This window comes from Micromonospora sagamiensis (genome assembly GCF_014680085.1).
GTDB lineage: Bacteria > Actinomycetota > Actinomycetes > Mycobacteriales > Micromonosporaceae > Micromonospora > Micromonospora inyonensis.
Genome location: NZ_AP023438.1, coordinates 5,819,118 through 5,839,205, shown reverse-complemented (window position 1 = coordinate 5,839,205; position 20,088 = coordinate 5,819,118). Strand labels below are relative to the sequence as shown.

Below are 20,088 nucleotides of genomic sequence, written 5' to 3'. Positions count from 1 at the left end.
TCGTCATGCTCCCGTCCTGGGTCCCGGTGGGACAGTTGTTCGTCGCCTCGATAGGGGGTGCTAGGGGGATGCCAGGGGCACGCCCCGCCGGCCTCACAGATCTCGCCCGGCCAGCCATTCGTGCACGGTCACGCCGAGGTCGGGACCCCGCTCGCCGACCATCGTGAAGTGGTCGCCCGCCGCGTCCACCGCCTCGTGCGGGTACGGCCACCGGGAGCGCCACCCGTCCGGCTCGCCGGACCACTCCCCCAGCGGCTCGCTGGCCCGGACCAGCAGCGTGGCCGATTCGATCGGCGCGGGCCGCCAGTCCAGGAACAGGGGGAGGTAGCCGGCCCACGCGGTGGCCCGGTGGTCGTCCATCGGGGTGTACGCGCTGTCCCGCTCGACCATTCCGTCGAGCAGTTGGCTCGTCCAGCCGCCGAGCACCTCGCTGTCGGCCGGGTAGGTGTCCATCAGCACCACGGCGGCCGGCGGGCGGCCCTGGCGCTCCAACTCCCGGGCGAGCACGTTGGCCACCATCGCGCCGCCGGAGTGCCCGGCCAGCACGAACGGGCCGTCGCCGACGGTGCGCAGCACGGTGTCGGCGTGCACCCGCAGCAGCGCGTCGAGGTCGGCGGGAAGTTCCTCCCCGACCCCGAATCCCGGGTTGGGCAGTGCCCACACGTCACGCCGGCCCCGCAGCCCGGCGGCGAACCGGGCGTACTCGTGGGCGCCGGAGAGCAGCGACATGGTGCAGCAGCAGACCACCGGGGTGCCCGGCCCCTCGGCGAGCCGCAGGATCCCGGCCGGGCGGGTGAGCTGTCCCGGCTCGGTGAAACTGGGCCGGAACTGGGCGAGCTTCACCAGCAGTTCGGCGTACCCGGCGGCGTCCTCGCGCGCCTTCGGCTGGCGGAACAGCGCGCCGAGGATGCCGCCCGCGCCCTCCGCGGTGGCCCCCTCGGCCGGCGCGTCGCCGGCCGCGTCGCCCAGCATCCGGCCGAGCAGGTGCCGGGCCAGATCGGCCGGGGTGGGGTGGTCGAAGAGCAGGGTGGCGGAGAGCTCCGCCCCGGTGTCCTGGCGCAGGGCGTCGCGCAGCTCCAGCGCGGTCAGCGAGTCGAAGCCCAACTCCAAGAAGTCCCGGTCGGCCTCGATCGCGCCGGGCGAGGCGTGCCCGAGCACGGTGGCCACGTGCGCCCGGACCAGGTCCAGCAGGATGCGGTGCCGGTCGGCGGCCGAGGCAGCGGCCAGCCGGTCCCGCAGGGCACGGGCCGGGTCGGTCGCCGTCCCGGCGGGCCGCCCGGCGGCCCGGTCGACGTCCACCGCCTCGGGAACGCCGCGCAGCAGCGGCGCGGGGCGCACGGCGGTGAAGGCCGGCACGAACGCGGGCCAGTCGACGTCGGCCACGGCGACCGCGTCGTCGCGGCCCTCGACCGCCCGCAGCAGCGCGTCGGCGGCCAGGTCCGGGTCGAGCGGCAGGATGCCCCGCCGCCGCAGCTGGCCCGGCTCGGCGACCTCGTCGGCCCAGGGCGCCCAGGCGACCACGGTGGCCGGTCGGCCGGCGGCCCGGCGGGCGGCGGCCAGGGCCTCCAGCGCGGCGCCGGTGGCGGCGGCGACGGCCGCGCCGCCACCTCCCCAGGTGGCGGCGGTGGAGGTGAAGACGACGAACTCGGCGACGGGCCGGCCGACGCAGGCGGCGTCGAGCGCGGCCACGGCGGCGACGTCCTCGCCGACCGCGGTGGCGAGGGCGACCGGTTCGACGGCGGCGACCGGGACGCCGGGCCCGCTGGAGTCGACCAGGTGCAGCACGGTGCACACCGGGGCACCGGCCGCGTCGAGCCGGTCCAGCGCCGCCGGCAGCGCGGCCGGATCGGCGACCGTGGTGACGTCGACGCCGGCGGCGGCCAGTTCGGCGGTCAGCTCGGCCGAGACCGGGGCCCCGGCGAGGAGGAGGTGGGTCGCGCCCCACCTGGCGAGCCAGCGCAGCACGTGCGGGCCGCGCACCGGCGCGGCACCGTGCACCAGCACCGCGCCCCGGGGCCGCCACGCCACACCCGTGGCGGCCGGACCGGCTGGGACGTGTTCCAGCCGCCGGGCGTGCAGCACGCCGGAGCGGACGGCGACCTGGTCCTCGTCCCCACCGCGAGCGACGACCCGCGCCAGCGCGTCGAGGTCCACCTGGTCGGGGCCGGCGGGCAGGTCCAGCAGGCCGCCCCAGAGACGGGGCTGCTCCAGCGCCAGCACCCGGCCCAGCCCCCAGACGGACGCCCCGGCGGGGCAGGGCGCGGGATCGTCGGCGTCGACGGCGACCGCGCCACGGGTGACGCACCACAACCCGGTGACGGTCGCGGTGTCGGCGAGGGCGCGGACCAGGCCGGCGGTGTCGGCCAGCACGGCGGTGCCCGACCGGTCGTCGAACGCGTCGAGCAGGGACACCACCCGCGCCGGAGCCTCGGCATCCGCGCCGAGCGCCGCCCGGACCGCGTCGGCCGGGTCGTCGCCGGAGCGGACCGGCACGGGCACCGGGGACAAGCCCTCGGCGCGCAGCGCCGCCAGCACCGGCTCCACCGGGGCACCGGCCGGCACGACGACCAGGCAGCGCCCGGCCGGGACCGGCCCGGTCGGCGGCTCGACGCGTACCCAGCCGGCGCGGTACCGCAGGCCGTCCACGCGGGACACCCGACGACGCCGGTCCCGGTAGGCGCCCAGGGCGGGCAGTACCGCCCGGAGTGCCTCACCCCGGTCGGCGTCGACCCCGAGCACGGCCGCCAGCGCGGAGGTGTCCCCGCTCTCGGCGGCGGCCCAGAACTCCCGGTCCTCCCCGGCGTCGGCCGGAGGAGGGCCGAGGGTGATCGGGTCGGGCCAGTAGCGTTCGTGCGCGAAGGCGTACGTGGGCAGGTCGACCCGGGCGGCGTCGGTCCCGGCGAAGAGTTCGGCCCAGCGGACCCCGCCGCCGCGCAGGTCCACCGCCGCGACGGCGGCGAGCAGACCGGCCACCTCGCACGCGTCCCGACGGGCCACCGGCACGAACGCCGCCGCCTCCAGGTCGGGCAGGCACTCCCGGGCCATCGGGGTGAGCGCCGCGTCGGGGCCGATCTCCAGGAACGTCCCGGTTCCCGCGCCGGCCAGGGTGGCGACACCCCGGTGGAACCGGACGGTGTCCCGGACGTGTTCGACCCAGTACCCGGGGTCGGTGGCCTGGGCGGCGGTGAGCAGCGCGCCGGTGCGGTCGGAGACCAGCGGCACGGTCGGCGGGTGCCAGGTGACCTTCTCGGCGACCACCCGGAAGTCGTCCAGCATGGCGTCCATCCGGGCGGAGTGGAACGCGTGGCTGACCCGCAGCCGGCGGACCTGCCGGCCCTGGGCGGCGAGCTGGTCCCCGGCCGCGAGCACCGCGTCCTCGTCGCCGGAGAGGACCACCGACGTGGGGCCGTTCACCGCGGCCAGGGCCACCCGGTCGTCGAGCAGCGGGGCCACCTCGGCCTCGGCGGCCCGGACGGCGAGCATCGCTCCACCGGCGGGCAGCGCCTGCATCAGCCGGGCCCGCGCGGCGACCAGGGCCGCCGCGTCGGGCAGCGACAGCACGCCGGCCACGTGCGCGGCAGCCAGTTCGCCGACCGAGTGCCCGAGCAGGTGCGCCGGCCGTACCCCCCAGGAGGTGACCAGGCGGTACGCGGCCACCTCGTAGGCGAACAGGGCCGGCTGGGTGAACTCGGTACGGTCCAGCAGCGCGGCCTGCGGGGTGTCCGGTGCGGCGAACACCACCTCCCGCAGCGGGCGGTTCAGGTGCCGGTCGAGTTCGGCCACGACCTCGTCGAACGCGGCGGCGAACACGGGGAACCGGCGGTACAGCCCGGCGCCCATGCCGACGCGCTGGGCGCCTTGGCCGGTGAACAGGACGGCGAGCTTCCCGGCCGGCCGGGCCACCCCGCGCAGCACACCGGGGGCCGGGCGGTCCTCGGCGACCGCCCGCAGGCCCTCGACGAGCGCGTCCGCGTCATCCCCGGTGACCACCGCCCGGTGCGGCATCGCCGCCCGGGTGGTGACCAGCGAGTACGCCACGTCGCCGGGGCGCAGTTCGGGATGGGCGGCCAGGTGCTCCAGCAACCGGCGGGCCTGCCCGGCCAGCGCCGGGGCGGAGCGGGCGGTGACCAGCCAGGGGGCGGGCGGGGCGGGCCGCCCGGCCGGGGTGGCCACGGCGGCGTCCTCCGGGGCGGCCTGCTCGATGATGGCGTGCGCATTGGTGCCACTGACCCCGAAGGCGGAGACACCCGCCCGGCGCGGGCCGTCCCCGTCCGGCCACGGCATCCGCTCGGTCGCCAGCCGGACCGCGCCGGCCGACCAGTCGACGTGCGGAGTGGGCCGGTCGACGTGCAGCGTGGCGGGGAGCAGACCGTGGCGCATGGCGAGCACCATCTTGATCACTCCGGCGACGCCCGCCGCGGCCTGGGTGTGCCCGATGTTCGACTTCACCGACCCGAGCCACAGCGGACGGTCCGTCGGCCGCCCCTGCCCGTAGGTGGCCAGCAGCGCCTGCGCCTCGATCGGGTCGCCCAGGGTGGTGCCGGTGCCGTGCGCCTCGACCACGTCGACCTGGTCGGCGGTCAACCCCGCGTTGGCCAGGGCCCGGTTGATGACCCGCCGCTGGGACGGGCCGTTCGGGGCGGTCAGCCCGCTGCTCGCGCCGTCCTGGTTGACCGCGCTGCCCCGCACCACGGCGAGGATCGGGTGCCCGTTGCGGCGGGCGTCGGAGAGCCGCTCGACGAGGAGCATGCCGACCCCCTCGGACCAGCCGGTGCCGTCCGCGGCGGCGGCGAACGACTTGCACCGGCCGTCGGTGGAGAGGCCACGCTGGCGGGAGAACTCGACGAACACCGTCGGGGTGGCCATCACCGACACCCCGCCGGCCAGGGCGAGGGTGCACTCCCCCAGCCGCAGCGCCTGGGCGGCCAGGTGGAGTGCGACCAGGGACGACGAACAGGCGGTGTCCACGGTGACCGCCGGTCCCTCCAACCCGAGGGCGTACGCGATGCGGCCACTGGCGACGGCGGCCGCGCTGCCGGTGCCGAGGTAGCCCTCCACGCCACCGCCGACCCCGGCGAGCAGGGCCGCGTAGTCGCCCTGGCTGCTGGTGGCCGCGTACACGCCGGTGGACGTGCCGCGCAGCGTGGTGGGGTCGATCCCGGCGCGCTCGAAGGCCTCCCAGGCGGTCTCCAGCAGCAGCCGCTGCTGCGGGTCCATGGCGAGGGCCTCGCGCGGCGAGATGCCGAAGAACGCGGGGTCGAAGTCCCCGGCGTCGTGCAGGAACCCGCCTTCCCGGACGTACGAGGTGCCCCGGCTGTCCGGGTCGGTGTCGTAGAGCGCGTCGAGGTCCCAGCCCCGGTCGGCGGGGAACGGGGCCATCGCGTCCGTGCCGGTGGTGACCAGTTCCCACAGCTGCTCCGGGGACCGGACCCCGCCGGGGAACCGGCAGCTCATGCCGATGATCGCCACCGGCTCGCTGAGCGCGGCGGTGAGCTGCTGGTTCTGCTGCTTGAGCTTCTGGTTGTCGAGCAGGGACGCGCGCAGCGCGCTGACGACCTCGTCCAGTGAGACGCTCATCGGATCCTCCTCAGGGCCGGCCGGGTCACGAGTCGGAGCCTTCGAGGGCCAGCCGGACCAGACTGGCGACGTCGAGTTCACGGATCTCGGCCTCCGGGGCGGCCGGGGCGGCGACCGGAGCCGGCTCCGCCGGGGTGGTGTCCCGCGCGAGCCGCAACAACGGGTCGAGCAGTCCGGCCCGGCGCAGCTGGTCCAGCGGGATCGCCGCGAGGACCCCCCGGACCGTCTCGTCGTCGCCACCGTCGGCCGGCTCACTCTCGTCGTCGCCGAAGAGCTCCTCGTAGAGGTGGCCGGCGAGGTCAGCCGGGGTCGGATAGTCGAAGACGACCGTGGTGGCCAGCTCGTGCCCGGTCTCGGCGCTGAGCAGGTTACGCAGCTCCACCGCGGTGAGCGAGTCGAACCCGAGGTCCAGGAAACCCCGTTCGGTGTCGACGGCGTCCGCGGTGGAGTGGCCGAGGACCTTCGCCGCGGTCACCCGGACCATCTCCAGGAGGCTGCCGCGCCGCTCGGCGGCGGGCAGCGGGCGCAGCTCGGCGAGCAGGTCCCGGCCGACCGTAGCGGAGGCCCCGGTCGGCTCGGCGGGACCGGCGGTCAGCTCCCGCACGGCCGGCAGGTCGGCCAGGAGCGGGCTGGGCCGCAGCGCGGTGAACAGCGGGTGGAAGGTGGCCCAGTCGATGTCGACGACGGTGACGCAGGCGTCCCCGACGGCGAGGGCGTGCCGCAGTCCGGCCATCGCCACGCCGGGCGGCATCACCCGCAGGCCGCGGCGGCGCAGCTGCTCGGGCCCGCTGTCGTCGAACATGCCGGACTCCGTCCACGGGCCCCAGGCCACCGACGTGGCGGCCAGTCCCCGCGCCCGCCGCCGGAGGGCGAAGGCGTCCAGGTAGGCGTTGCCGGCCGCGTACGCGCCCTGGCCGCCGCTGCCCCACACGGCCGCGATCGACGAGAAGAGCACGAACGCGTCCAGCTCGACGCCGTCGAGCAGTTCGTCGAGCAGTTCCGCGCCGACCAGCTTCGGGCCGACGACGTACGCCAGGTCCTCCAGGGTGGTGTCGGCCAGCGGCACCACCTCGCTGACCCCGGCGGCGTGCACCACCGCCCGTAGCGGCGGGCCCTCCCGCCGCAGCTCGGCGACCAGGTCGGTCATCGCGGACCGGTCGGCGGCGTCGGCGCGGGCCACCCGGCAGTCGATGCCGAGCGCCTCCAGTTCGGTCAGCAGCTCGGCGGCCCCGGGCGTGTCGGTGCCGCGCCGGCTGGTCAGCACGACCCGCTCGGCGCCGGCGCCGGCCACCCAGCGGGCCACGTGCCCACCGAGCGCACCGGTGCCCCCGGTGATCAGCACGGTGCCCCGGGGCCGCCACGGCTCGGGTTCGCCGACGGTGGCGGCGGGGGCGAGCCGGCGGACGAACACCCCGTCGTCGCGGACGGCGAGCTGGTCCTCGGCGACACCGCCGGTGAGCAGTCCCGCGAGCCGCGTCGCTGCCCCGGCGTCCATCGTGGCCGGCAGGTCGACCAGCCCGGCCCAGCGGGCGGACTGCTCCAGCGCCGCCACCCGGCCCAGCCCCCACAGCGCCGCCTGCCGGGGGCTGACCGGCGCGTCGCCGTCGGCGACCCCGACCGCGCCCCGGGTGGCGCACCAGAGCCGGGCCGCCACGTCGAGGTCGCTCATCGCGTGCAGCAGTTGCACGGTCGCGGCGAGGCCACGCGGCAACGCCGGGTACTCGGCGTGCGAGGCGACGTCCAGGCCGAGGAAGGACAGGACGGACACGGGCTGGTCGATGCGACCGAGCGCGTCGTGCAGGACGCCGACCAGCTCGTCCGGGTCGACGGTGGTGTCCACCGGCACGGTGGTCACGTCCGCGCCGAGCGCCCGGACGCAGGCGTCCAGGTCGGGGTCGGCGGCCAGGGCGGCGGGCAGCAGCACCAGCCAACGCTGCGGCGTCGCCGCCGACGGTGTGGCCGGCGCGGCCAGCGGCTGCCAGAGTTCCCGGTAGCGGGCGGCGTCCACCAGGGACCGCTCCCGGCCGCGCCGCCGCCAGGCGGACAGGGCCGGCAGCACCGTGCCGAACGGCTGGTCCCGGTCGACCTCCAGCTCGCGCAGCAGCGAGTCGAAGTCCTCAGCCTCGATTGCCGCCCAGAACCGGCTGTCCGTCTCGGTCCGGTCGTCGACCGGCGCGGTGAGCCACGCGGGCGGTTCGGGCCAGTAGCGCTGCCGGTCGAAGACGTGGGTGGGCAGGTCGGCGAGCTGCGGTTCGGCGTCGGCGTAGAGGGCCGGCCAGTCCGGGGACCAGCCGTGCACGTGCAGCGTGGCGACCGCCCGCAGCAGGGCGGCCGGCTCCGGACGGTCCCGGCGCAGGGTGGGTACCACCAGCGCGGACCGACCGCCGGTCGACCCGCCGTCGGCGAGGACGGCCTGGGTGAGGGCGGTCAGCACCCCGTCCGGGCCGACCTCCACGAACCCGGTGCAGCCCTGCTGGCGCAGGGCGGTGACCGCGTCGGCGAAGCGCACCGTGCCCCGGGCGTGCCGCACCCAGTAGTCGGGCGTGCCCAGTTCCGCCACGTCGACCGGCGCACCGGTGACCGTGGAGACCAGCGGGATGGCCGGGGCGTGGTGCGGCAGCCGCGCGGCGACGGCGGCGAGGTCGTCGAGCACCGGGTCCATCAGCGGGCTGTGGAACGCGTGGCTGACCGCCAGCCGGCGGGTCCGGACGCCCCGCGCGGCCCATTCGGCGGCCATCTCCCCGACCGTGTAGGCGGCCCCGGAGAGCACCACCGCGCTCGGACCGTTCACGGCGGCCACGCAGACCCGGTCCGCGCGGTCGCCGAGGCTGGCGAGCACGTCGGCCTCGGGCGCGGCGACGGCGAGCATCGCCCCGCCGTCGGGCAGCGCCTGCATGAGCCGCCCCCGGGCGGCGACCAGCTCGGCGGCGTCGGCCAGGGTGAGCACCCCGGCGGCGTGGGCGGCGGCGAACTCGCCGATGGAGTGGCCAGCGACCGCGTCGGGACGCAGTCCCCACGAGGTCAGCAGCCGGAACAGCGCCACCTCGACGGCGAAGATCGCCGGCTGGGTGAACTCGGTCCGGTCCAGCAGGTCGGCCTCGGCCGTGCCGGCCTCGGCGAACATCACCTCGCGCAGCGGCCGGGGCAGGTGCGGGTCGAGGACCGCGCAGACCTCGTCCAGGGCGGCGGCGAAGACCGGGTACGCCCCGGCCAGCTCGCGGCCCATGCCGGGGCGCTGTGCCCCCTGCCCGGAGAAGAGGTACGCCACCTTCGGCGTGCCGGTGGCCACCCCGGTGACCAGCAACGCGGAGTCGTCGTCGCGCTCCAACGCCCGCAACCCGGCGCGCAACTCCAACCGGTCGGCGGCGAGGACGACTGCCCGGTGCTCCAGCGCGGCCCGGGACACCGCCGACGACCAGCCGACGTCGACCAGTGGTGCCGCCTCCGGGCCGGTGAGCCGGTCGGCCCACGGGCCGGCCTGGGCGGCCAGTGACGCGGCGGTACGCGCGGACAGCAGCACCGGCACCAGTGGCAGCTCGGCCGGGGACAGGACCGGCACGGCCGGTTCCGGGGCCTGTTCGAGAATGGTGTGGGCGTTGGTCCCACTGATCCCGAAGGAGGAGACGGCGGCGCGGCGCGGCCGGCCGGTCAGCGGCCAAGGCCGGCCCTCGGTGAGCAGTTCGACCGCGCCGACGCTCCAGTCCACCTGGTCGGTGGGCTCGTCGACGTGCAGGGTCGGCGGCAGATAGCCGTTCCGCATGGCGAGGACCATCTTGATGATCCCGGCGACGCCGGCCGCGGCCTGGGTGTGGCCGATGTTCGACTTGACCGACCCGAGCCAGAGCGGCCGGTCGTCCGGGCGGTCCTGCCCGTACGTGGCGAGCAGCGCCTGCGCCTCGATGGGGTCACCGAGCCGGGTGCCGGTGCCGTGCGCCTCCACGGCGTCGACGTCGGTCGCGGTGAGCCGGGCGTTGCTGAGCGCCTGCCGGATGACCCGCTGCTGGGCGGGGCCGTTCGGGGCGGTGAGCCCGTTGGACGCGCCGTCCTGGTTGACCGCGCTGCCCCGGATCACCGCGAGTACCGGGTGGCCGTTGCGCCGGGCGTCGCTGAGCCGCTCCACCAGGAGCATGCCGGCGCCCTCACCCCAGCTCGTCCCGTCGGCGGCGGAGGCGAACGCCTTGACCCGGCTGTCCGGGGCCAGCCCCCGCTGCCGGCTGAAGCCGACGAACACGCCGGGGGTGGCCATCACGGTGACCCCGCCGACCAGGGCGAGGGAGCATTCGGCCGAGCGGAGCGCCTGACAGGCCCAGTGCAGCGCCACCAGTGACGAGGAGCAGGCGGTGTCCACCGAGACGGCCGGCCCCTCCAGCCCGAACGTGTAGGACACCCGACCGGAGAGCACGCTGCCGGCGTTGCCGGTCATCAGGTGCCCCTCGGCGCCCTCGGCACCGATCATCAGGTTGCGGTAGTCCTGGTAGTTGGTGCCGACGAAGACGCCGGTGGCGCTGCCCCGCAGCGCCTGCGGGTCGATGCCGGCCCGTTCGATCGCCTCCCAGGAGGTCTCCAGCAGCAGCCGCTGCTGCGGGTCCATCGCGAGTGCCTCGCGCGGCGAGATGCCGAAGAAGGCGGGGTCGAACTCGGCGGCCCCGGGGACGAAGGCGCCCTCGCGGGCGTAGCTGGTGCCCTCGTTGGCGGGGTCGGCGTCGAAGAGCCGGTCCAGGTCCCAGCCCCGGTCGGTGGGGAACTCCCCGACCGCGTCGCCCCCGGCGGCGAGCAGCTGCCACAGCCGCTCGGGCGTGTCCGCCCCGCCGGGGAACCGGCAGCTCATCGCGACGATGGCGATCGGTTCGTCGAAGACTGCCGCCGTGACCGGCGCGGTCGTGTCGACGGTGGTCCCGGTGAGCAGCTCGTCGAGGTGCGCGGCGAGCACCGTCGGGTTCGGGTAGTCGAAGGCGAGGGTGGCCGGCAGCCGCAGACCGGTCGCGGTGGCGAGGAAGTTCCGCATGTCCACCGCGGTCAGCGAGTCCAGCCCGAGGTCCCGGAACGGACGGGTGGCGGGGACGTCCTCGGCCGCCCCGTAGCCGAGGGCGGTGGCCGCGCACTGCCGGACCAGGTCCCGCAGTTCCGCGTTCCGCTCGGCCGGGCTGAGCCCGGCGAGCCGCTGGGCGAACGCCGACGACGGCGTGTCCTCCACCACGTCGGCCGGCTGCTCTGCCGGACGGGCCAGCTGCCGCACCTCCGGCAGGTCACCGATCAGCGGGCTGGGGCGGACCAGGGCGAACGCCGGGGCGAACCGGGTCCAGTCGATGTCGGCGATCACCGTGGTGATCTCGCCGCGCCGCAGGGCCCGGGCAAGCGCCTCCACGGCCAGCTCGGGGTCCATGGCGGTCATCCCGCCGCGCTGGAGCCGCTGCCGGGCGCGCTCGTTCTCGGCGGGCAGGCCGGCTCCGCTCCAGGCGCCCCAGGCGACGGAGAGCGCGGGGCGTCCCTCGGCCCGGCGCCGCTCGGCGAGGGCGTCGAGGTACGCGTTCGCCGCCCCGTAGGCGCCCTGCCCGGCGTTGCCGGTGGTGCCGGCGACGGAGGAGAAGAGGACGAAGGCGTCGAGGTCGAGGTCCCGGGTCAGCTCGTCCAGGTGCTCCGCGGCGGCGCACTTGGGCGCGGCGACGGCATGCAGCCGGGCCGGGGTGACGGTGTCGACGATGCCGTCGTCGAGGACGGCGGCGGTGTGCAGCACGGCGGTGAGCGGGGCGTCGTCGGGCACGGCCGCCAGCAGGGCGGCGAGCTGCGCCCGGTCGGTGACGTCGCAGGGCGCCACGGTGACGCGGACTCCCAGGTCGGTCAGCTCCGCCGCGAGGTCGGCGGCGCCCGGCGCGTCCGGACCGCGCCGGCTGGCCAGCAGGACGTGGGCCGCGCCGGAGCGGGCCGCCCAGCGGGCCATGTGTCCGCCGAGTCCGCCGGTTCCCCCGGTGATCAGCACGGTGCCGCGCATCTCCCAGCCGCCGTCACCGGGGTCGGTGCCGGCCGGCTCGGGCTCGGTGATCCGGGTGAGGCGGCGGACGAGGACGCCGGTCTCCCGGACGGCGACCTGGTCCTCGCCGTGGCTGTCGCCGAGGACCGCACAGAGCCGCGCCCCGGCACCCGGGTCGAGGTCGGCCGGCAGGTCGACCAGTCCGCCCCAGCGACCGGGGTGTTCCAGTGCGACCGCCCGACCGAACCCCCAGACGGCGGCGGCCGACGGGGCCGGCGGCGCGTCCCCGGCACCGACGGCGACGGCCCGCCGGGTGGCGCACCACAGCGGGGCCTCCACGCCCAGCGTGCCGAGCGCCTGCACCAGGTGGGCGGTCCCGACCACGCCGAGCGGGGTCGCCGGGTGTTCCGGGTGGGCCCGCTCGTCGAGGCCGAGCAGGGAGAGCACGGCGGCGGGGCCGTCGGCGGGGAGGGCCGCGCGCAGCCGGTCGGTGAACGCCGGCTGCTCGTCGGTCACGTCCAGCGGCACGGGTACGACGTCCGCACCGACGTTGCCGAGTGCGCCCAGCACACCGGTGACCAGCGGGTCATCGGCCAGGGCGGCGGGGATCGGGACGAGCCAGGTGCCGGAGAGCCGCGTCAGCGGCAGGTCGGGCAGCACCTCCCAGGTGACCCGGTAGCGCCACTGGTCGAGGTCGGGCTCCTCGTCGTCCTGGTGGACGAAGATCGGCGGTGCCGGCCAGTAGCGCTGGTGGTCGAAGGCGTAGGTCGGCAGGTCGACGATCGCCGTCTCCGCCAGCACCCGCCGCAAATCGACCGACAGACCGATCGCGTACGCGGTCGCGAGACTGGTCAACAGACGGGTCGGATCATCCTCACCCCGCCGCAACGTGCCCAACGTGTGCCCGGAGACACCCGCGTCGTCCAGGATCCCGGTCACCGGCATCGTCAACACCGGATGCGGCGAGATCTCCACGAACGTCGTGTGACCAGCAGCCACCGCAACCCGGACCGCCGGGTCGAACAACACCGTCTGCCGCAGATTCTCGTACCAGTAATCCGCACCCATCGACTCCGGGACCACCCACTCCCCGGTCAGCGTGGACACCAGCCGGACCCTGCCACTGCGCGGCTCGACGTCAGCCAGATCGACACGCAGCTGCTCCGCGACCTCCTGCACCGCCGGCGAATGCGACGCGTAGTCCACCGGAATCAACCGGGCACGCACCCCGTCGGCCTGACACGCGGCCACCAGATCCGCCACCGGCTGCGGCGGCCCCGACACGACCACGGTCGACGGACCGTTCACCGCCGCCACACCCACACCCGGGAACACCGGCAGACGCTCCGCCACCGCCTCGGCAGACAGGTCCACCGACGCCATCGCACCGGTCCCACGAAGAACCGCCAGCGCACGCGACCGCAACGCCACGGTCTTCGCCGCATCCTCCAGCGACAGGATCCCCGCGACACACGCCGCACCGATCTCACCCTGCGAATGACCGATCACCACCGCAGGCGTCACACCCACGTGCGCCCACACCGCAGCAAGAGCGACACCGACCGCCCACAGAACCGGCTGGACGACCTCCACCCGCTCCAACCACGACTCGTCATCACCCGTCAACACCGAGACGAGATCCACGTCGAGATACGGGGCGAGCGCGTCCTGACACTCCGCCAGGCGGGCGTCGAACACCGGCACCCGACCCACCAGACCCGCCGCCATCCGCACCGACTGCGCACCCTGACCCGGGAACACGAACACCGGACCAGCAGACGAACCCGCCAGACCCGTCACGACATTCCCCGCCGGCACACCCGACGCCAACGCGTCCAGCCCCGACAGCAACTCCTCGACACCGGAACCGACGACCACGGCCCGCTGGTCGAGGCTGGCGCGGGTCGTCGCCAGGGACCAGGCCAGCGCGGCGACGTCCGCCTGGTCCTGTGCGCGCACGTGTGCGGCGAGGCGGGCGGCCTGGCCAGCGAGGGCGTTCTTCGTCCGAGCCGACACGGGCCAGACGGTCAGGCCCGAGCCGACCAGGCCCGGAGCCCGGTCGCGGGTCTCGACCGTCTCGTCGACGGACTCGTCCGCCTGCTCGATGATCACGTGCGCGTTCGTGCCGGAGATCCCGAACGACGACACCGCCGCCCGACGCGGACGATCCACCACCGGCCACGGCCGCGCCCGCGTCACCAACTCCACCGCACCAGCCGACCAGTCGATGTGCGGCGACGGCTCGTCCACGTGCAACGACGGCGGCACCAGCCCGTGCCGGATCGCCTGCACCACCTTGATCACACCAGCCACACCGGCGGCGGCCTGGGTGTGGCCCAGGTTCGACTTCACCGAACCCAGCAGCACCGGGGTGGCGTCCCCGCGGTCCTGCCCGTACGTGGCCAGCAGAGCCTGCGCCTCGATCGGATCGCCGAGGCGGGTACCCGTGCCGTGCGCCTCGATCAGATCCACGTCGGTGGTGGAGAGCCGGGCCGACGTGAGGGCCTGGCTGATCACCCGCTGCTGCGCGGGCCCGTTCGGGGCGGTCAGGCCGTTCGACGCGCCGTCCTGGTTGACCGCACTGCCCCGCACGACCGCCAGGACCCGGTGGCCGTTGCGCCGGGCGTCCGACAGCCGCTCCACCAGCAGCCAGCCGACGCCCTCGGAGAATCCGGCACCGTCCGCCCCGGCGGAGAACGACTTGCACCGGCCGTCGGGAGACAGGGCACGCTGCCTGCTGGAGCCGACCAGGAGCCCGGGGGTCGCCATCACGGTGACCCCACCGGCCAGGGCCAGCTCGCACTCGCCCGCGCGGAGCGCCTGCACGGCGAGGTGCAGCGCCACCAGGGAGGAGGAGCAGGCCGTGTCGATCGACACCGCCGGCCCCTCCAGCCCCAGCGTGTACGACACCCGTCCGGACGCGACGGCCGCCGCGCCTCCGGTCATCGAGTGACCCTCGTCCCCGTCCGGCGACATCATCAGCAGGGTGCCGTAGTCCTGCCCGTTGGTGCCGACGAAGACCCCGGTCCGGCTGCCGCGCAGCGAGGCGGGGTCGATGCCGGCGGACTCGACCGCCTCCCAGGCGGTCTCCAGCAGGAGCCGCTGCTGCGGGTCCATGGTGAGGGCCTCGCGGGGCGAGATGCCGAAGAAGCGGGCGTCGAAGTCACCGGCTCCGTCGAGGAACCCGCCTTCCCGGGCGTACGAGGTGCCCGGGTTGTCGGGATCCGGGTGGTAGAGCCGCTTCAGGTCCCAGCCCCGGTCGTCGGGGAACAACGTGACGGCGTCCCGGCCGTCCCGCAGCAGCTCCCACAGGTCGTCCGGGTTTCGCACCCCGCCGGGAAGTCGGCAGCTCATCGCCACGATCGCCACCGGCTCCAGTTCCTGGGACTGGACCTCGCTGAGCCGTCGACGAGTGTCGTGGAGGTCAGCCATGACCCGCTTGAGGTAGTCGCGGAGCTTGTCTTCATTGCCCATGTCGGAGCCGCTTCCTCGCAGGGGACGAAAGAGCCGGAGTGGGTGGCGGGAGAGCCGGGGCGGGTCAGGAGATGCCGAGATCCTTGTCGACCATCGCGAACAGTTCGTCGTCGGTGGCGTCGTCGAGGTGCCGGCCGATGTCGCCGCCGCCACCGCCCTGAGCGAGCCGCGAGAGCATCGCCTGGAGGCGGACGGTGGCCCGGACCCGGGCCGCCTCGTCACCCACCACCACGTCGAGGCTGTCGGCGATGCGGTCCAGGTCGTCGAGGAGCACGGTCGGGGTCACCACGTCCTCCTGGGCCACCTCGGCGAAGAGGTACTCGGCGAGGGTGGTCGGGGTCGGGTAGTCGAAGACCAGCGTGACCGGGAGGGCCACTCCGGTCACCGTACCGAGCCGGTTACGCAGCTCGACCGCGGTGACGGAGTCGAATCCCAGTTCCCGGAACGCCCGCTGTTCGTCGACCGCCTCCGCCGAGGCGTAGTTGAGGACGGCGGCGACCTGGCCCCGGACCAACCCGAGCAGCACGGCCATCCGGTCGGCGGCGGGCAGCCCGGCGAGCCGTTCCCGCAACGAGTCGGGACCGTCGGAGATCTCGGTGCCGGCACCGACGTGCTCGTTCGCCTGGAGCCGACGGACGTCCGGCAGGTCGCTGATCAGCGGGCCGGGACGGGTCGCGGTGAAAGCGACGGCGAACCGCTCCCAGGCGATGTCGGCGATGGTGAGGGCCGGCTCGCCGTGGTCCACCGCCTGGTGCAGGGCGGTGATCGCGGCCTCCGGGGACATTTCCGGAACGCCGTGCCGGTGCAGCAGCTCACCGAACGGCCCCTCGGCCATGCCACCGCCGGCCCAGGCGCCCCAGGCGATGGAGGTGGCGGGCATGCCGAGGCCCCGCCGGTGCTGGGCGAGCGCGTCGAGGAAGGCGTTGCTCGGCGCGTAGTTGCCGACGCCGGAGCTGGCCACGGTGCCGGCGAAGGACGAGAACATGACGAACGCGGAGAGGTCCAGGCCGAGGGTCAGCTCGTGCAGGTGGTACGCGACGTCGACCTTGGCCTGGAGGACCCGTTCGATCTGGTCGATCCGGATCTCGTTGATCAGGGCGTCGTCCAGCACCGCGCTGGCGTGCACGACCGCGGTGAGGGGCTGCTCGTCGGGGATGCCGTCGATCAGCTCCGCCAGGGCGTCCCGGTCGGACGCGTCGCAGGCGACCACGGTGGCGCGGGCACCGAGGGCGGTGATGTCGTCGACCAGTTGCTGTGCACCCGGTGCGGCCATGCCGCGCCGGCTGGCGATGATGATGTGCTCCACCCCGCTGCGGGCCAGCCAGCGGGCGGCGTGCCCGCCGAGGGCACCGGTACCACCGGTGACCAGGGCCGTCCCGGAGGGCTCCCACGGGTTGGCGGGCTGGCTGTCGCCGAGCGGGACCCGGGTGAGGCGGCGGCCGAGCAGACCGGTCGGGCGGACGGCGATCTGGTCCTCCTCGCCGGCGGTGGTGAGAGCCGCGACGAGCAGGTCGGCGGAGCGCTCCTCGACCGCCTCGGGCAGGTCGACGAGGCCGCCCCAGCGTTCCGGGTGCTCCAGTGCGGCGACCCGGCCGAAGCCCCAGACCAGCGCCTGCATCGGCGACCGCAGCAGGTCGGCGCGGCCGACCGAGACGGCACCGGACGTGACGCTCCACATGGGGGCGGACAGGCCGATGTCGCCGAGGGCCTGGAAGAGCGCGACGGTGGCGGCGTAGCCACCGGGTACGGAGGGGTGCAGCGGGTGGACCAGTTCGTCGAACGCGAGCAGCGACACCACACCGGTCACCTCGGCGGGCCCACCGTCGGTGCCGGCACCGGTGGCGAGCGCCTCCCGCAGGAGCTTGCCGAGCAGGTCACGATCGACGTCGGTGGTGCTGACGGGGACCGGCACCACGCTTGCTCCGGCCGCCGCCAACGTCTCGACGCACGCGTCCTGCCAGGGCTCGACGATGTCCCCGGTCGGCATCACCACGACCCAGGTACCGCTCATCCCCCGGTTCGCGACACCGGTCAACGGCTTCCAGGTGTCCTGGTAGCGCCAGCTGTCGATGTCGGACTGCCGGCGTCGCTGCCGCCGCCACGAGGTGAGCAGCGGCAGGGCGGGCCGCAACGCGTCGACGGCCTGCTCGGCGGGGATGTCGTCGGTGGTGACCGCGTTGGCGAGCGCGGCCAGGTCACCGCGCTCCACGGCCGCCCAGAAGCCGGCGTCGCCGGGGTCGGCAGCGCCCTGGGCGAGGCTCTCCAGGTCGGGCCCGCCGCTGCCGTCCAGCCAGTAGTGCTGGTGGTCGAAGGCGTAGGTCGGCAGGTCGACGGTCGCCGTCTCGGCGAGGACGCGCGTGAGGTCCACCGGCAGCCCGGTCGTGTACGCCGTGACGAGGCTGGTCAGCAGGCGGGTCGGATCGTCCTCACCCCGCCGCAACGTGCCCAGCGTGTGCCCGGTGACACCCGCGTCGTCGAGGATCGCGGTCACCGGCATCGTCAGCACCGGATGCGGCGAGATCTCCACGAACGTCGTGTGACCCGCCTCGACCGCCACCCGGACGGCCGGGTCGAACAGCACCGTCCGCCGCAGGTTCTCGTACCAGTACTCCGCACCCATCGACTCCGGGTCCACCCACTCCCCGGTCAGCGTGGAGACGAGACGGACGTGACCGGCCTGCGGCTTCACCTCCGACAGGTCCGATCGGAGCTGCTCCGCGACCTCCTGCACGGCCGACGAGTGGGAGGCGTAGTCCACCGGAATGATCCGCGCCCGCACCCCGTCGGCCTGACACGCGGCCACCAGATCCGCCACCGGCTGCGGCGGACCCGACACGACCACCGTCTGCGGACCGTTCACCGCCGCCACCCCGACACCCGGGAACACCGGCAGACGCTCCGCGACCGCCTCGGCAGACAGGTCCACCGACGCCATCGCACCGGTCCCCCGAAGAACCGCCAGCGCACGCGACCGCAGAGCAACCGTCTTCGCCGCGTCCTCCAGCGACAGGATCCCCGCGACACACGCCGCACCGATCTCACCCTGCGAGTGACCGATCACCACCGCAGGCGTCACACCCACGTGCTCCCACACCGCCGCCAGAGCAATCCCGACCGCCCACAGAACCGGCTGGACGACCTCCACCCGGTCGAGCCACGACTCGTCATCACCCGTCAACACGGACACAAGATCGACGTCCAGGTGAGGCGCGAGCGCCCGCTGACACTCCGCCAGGCGGGCGTCGAACACCGGCACCCGACCCACCAGACCCGCCGCCATCCGCGCCGACTGCGCACCCTGACCCGGGAACACGAACACCGGACCAGCGGGCGAGCCGGCAGCAGTACCCAGCACCACGTTTCCCGCTGGCAGGCCCGACGCCACCGCGTCCAGACCCGACAGCAGTTCCTCGACACCCGAGCCGACGACCACGGCCCGCTGGTCGAACGTCGACCGGGTGGCCAGCAGTGACCAGCCGACCGCCGCCGGGTCGAGGTCACCGTGTTCACGCACGTATTCGGCCAGCCGGCCCGCCTGCCCGGCGAGCGCGCTCCGGGTCCGCGCGGACACCGGCCACACGGTCACGTCCGACGCGACCAGGCCGGGACGGTACGCGGACGCGGTGGCTGCGATGTCGTCCCCGTCCGACTGCTCGTCGGGGGCGGTGGTGACGGACGGCCGGTACTCCTCGACGATCACGTGGGCGTTGGTGCCGCTCACCCCGAACGAGGAGACACCGCCCCGGCGGGGCCGGTCCAGCTCCGGCCACGGCCGACGCTCGGTGAGCAGCGAGACCGCCCCGGCGTCCCAGTCCACGTGCGGGGACGGCTCGTCGACGTGCAGGGTCTCCGGCATCACGCCGTTGCGCAGGGCCATCACCATCTTCACCATGCCGGCGACCCCGGCGGCGCTCTGGGTGTGGCCGATGTTCGACTTCACCGAGCCGAGCCAGAGCGGCCGGTCGGCGGGCCGGTCCTGCCCGTACGTGGCGATCAGCGCCTGCGCCTCGATCGGGTCGCCGAGGGTGGTGCCCGTGCCGTGCGCCTCCACCATGTCGACGTCGGCGGTGCCGAGCCGGGCGTTGGCGAGAGCCTGCCGGATGACCCGCTGCTGCGACGGGCCGTTCGGCGCGGTGAGACCGTTGGACGCGCCGTCCTGGTTGAGGGCGCTGCCCCGGATCACGGCGAGGATCGGGTGGCCGTTACGTTCCGCGTCGGCGAGGCGTTCGAGGACGAGGACACCGCCGCCCTCGCCCCAGCCGGTGCCGTCCGCGCCGGCCGCGAACGCCTTGCACCGGCCGTCGACGGACATACCGCGCTGCCGGGAGAAGACGACGAAGACGCCGGGGGTGGCCATCACGGTGACCCCGCCGGCGATGGCCAGGTCGCACTCCCGGCGGCGCAGCGCGTTCACCGCCAGGTGCAGGGCGACCAGCGACGACGAGCAGGCGGTGTCGACGGTGACGGCGGGGCCGTTCAGGCCGAGGGTGAACGAGATCCGGCCGGAGGCGACGCTCGTGGTGTTGCCGGTGCCGAGGTACATGTCGACGCCCTCGGGGACGTTCGGCAGACCCATGCCGTAGTTGGAGGTGGTGACCCCGACGAAGACACCGGTCTGGGTGCCGCGCAGGGAGAGCGGGTCGATGCCGGCCCGCTCGACCGCCTCCCAGGACGTCTCCAGCAGCAGCCGCTGCTGCGGGTCCATCGCGAGGGCCTCGCGCGGGGAGATCCCGAACAGGGACGCGTCGAAGTCACCGGCGGCGTCGAGGAACCCACCCACCCGGGTGTAGCTCTTACCCGGCTTGTTCGGGTCGGGGTCGTAGAGCGACTCCAGGTCCCAGCCCCGGTCGTCCGGGAACTCGGTGAGGGCGTCCCGGCCGTCGGCGACGAGGTCCCACAGGTCCTCGGGCGAGTGGACGCCGCCGGGGAACCGGCAGCTCATCGACACGATGGCAAGGGGTTCCTGGTCGCGGGCCTCGACGGTCTGCAGCTTGCGCTTCGTGTCGTGCAGATCGGCGGTCACCCGCTTGAGGAAGTACCGCAGCTTGTCGTCGTCGCTCATCGGGCCG

3 protein-coding genes are annotated in these 20,088 nt (G+C 75.0%); all 3 read right to left on the bottom strand.

Going from position 1 to position 20,088, the window contains the following annotated elements; translation table 11 throughout:
- Nucleotides 1-93 precede the first annotated feature (93 nt).
- From IGA62_RS30670 to IGA62_RS25100, 3 genes are read right to left on the bottom strand one after another with little or no spacing between them, the layout of a single operon-like run.
- The gene (locus IGA62_RS30670) at nucleotides 94-5,577 is read right to left on the bottom strand and encodes a type I polyketide synthase (RefSeq protein ID WP_145818574.1); all 5,484 of its coding nucleotides are present in this window, start codon (nucleotides 5,575-5,577) and stop codon (nucleotides 94-96) included.
- A gap of 25 nt (nucleotides 5,578-5,602) precedes the next feature.
- Nucleotides 5,603-15,172, bottom strand: coding sequence for a type I polyketide synthase (locus IGA62_RS25105; RefSeq protein WP_408632873.1), 9,570 nt, complete (start codon nucleotides 15,170-15,172; stop codon nucleotides 5,603-5,605).
- Nucleotides 15,084-20,081 (bottom strand): type I polyketide synthase, encoded by a 4,998-nt coding sequence (locus IGA62_RS25100; protein WP_145818576.1) that lies wholly within the window; start codon nucleotides 20,079-20,081, stop codon nucleotides 15,084-15,086. The genes IGA62_RS25105 and IGA62_RS25100 overlap by 89 nt, the downstream gene beginning before the upstream one ends.
- Nucleotides 20,082-20,088 lie beyond the last annotated feature (7 nt).

Coding starts and splice junctions, on each gene's coding strand:
- IGA62_RS30670 (WP_145818574.1), bottom strand. CDS start 5,577: ATGAGCGTCTCACTGGACGAGGTCGTCAGCGCGCTGCGCGCGTCCCTG.
- IGA62_RS25100 (WP_145818576.1), bottom strand. CDS start 20,081: ATGAGCGACGACGACAAGCTGCGGTACTTCCTCAAGCGGGTGACCGCC.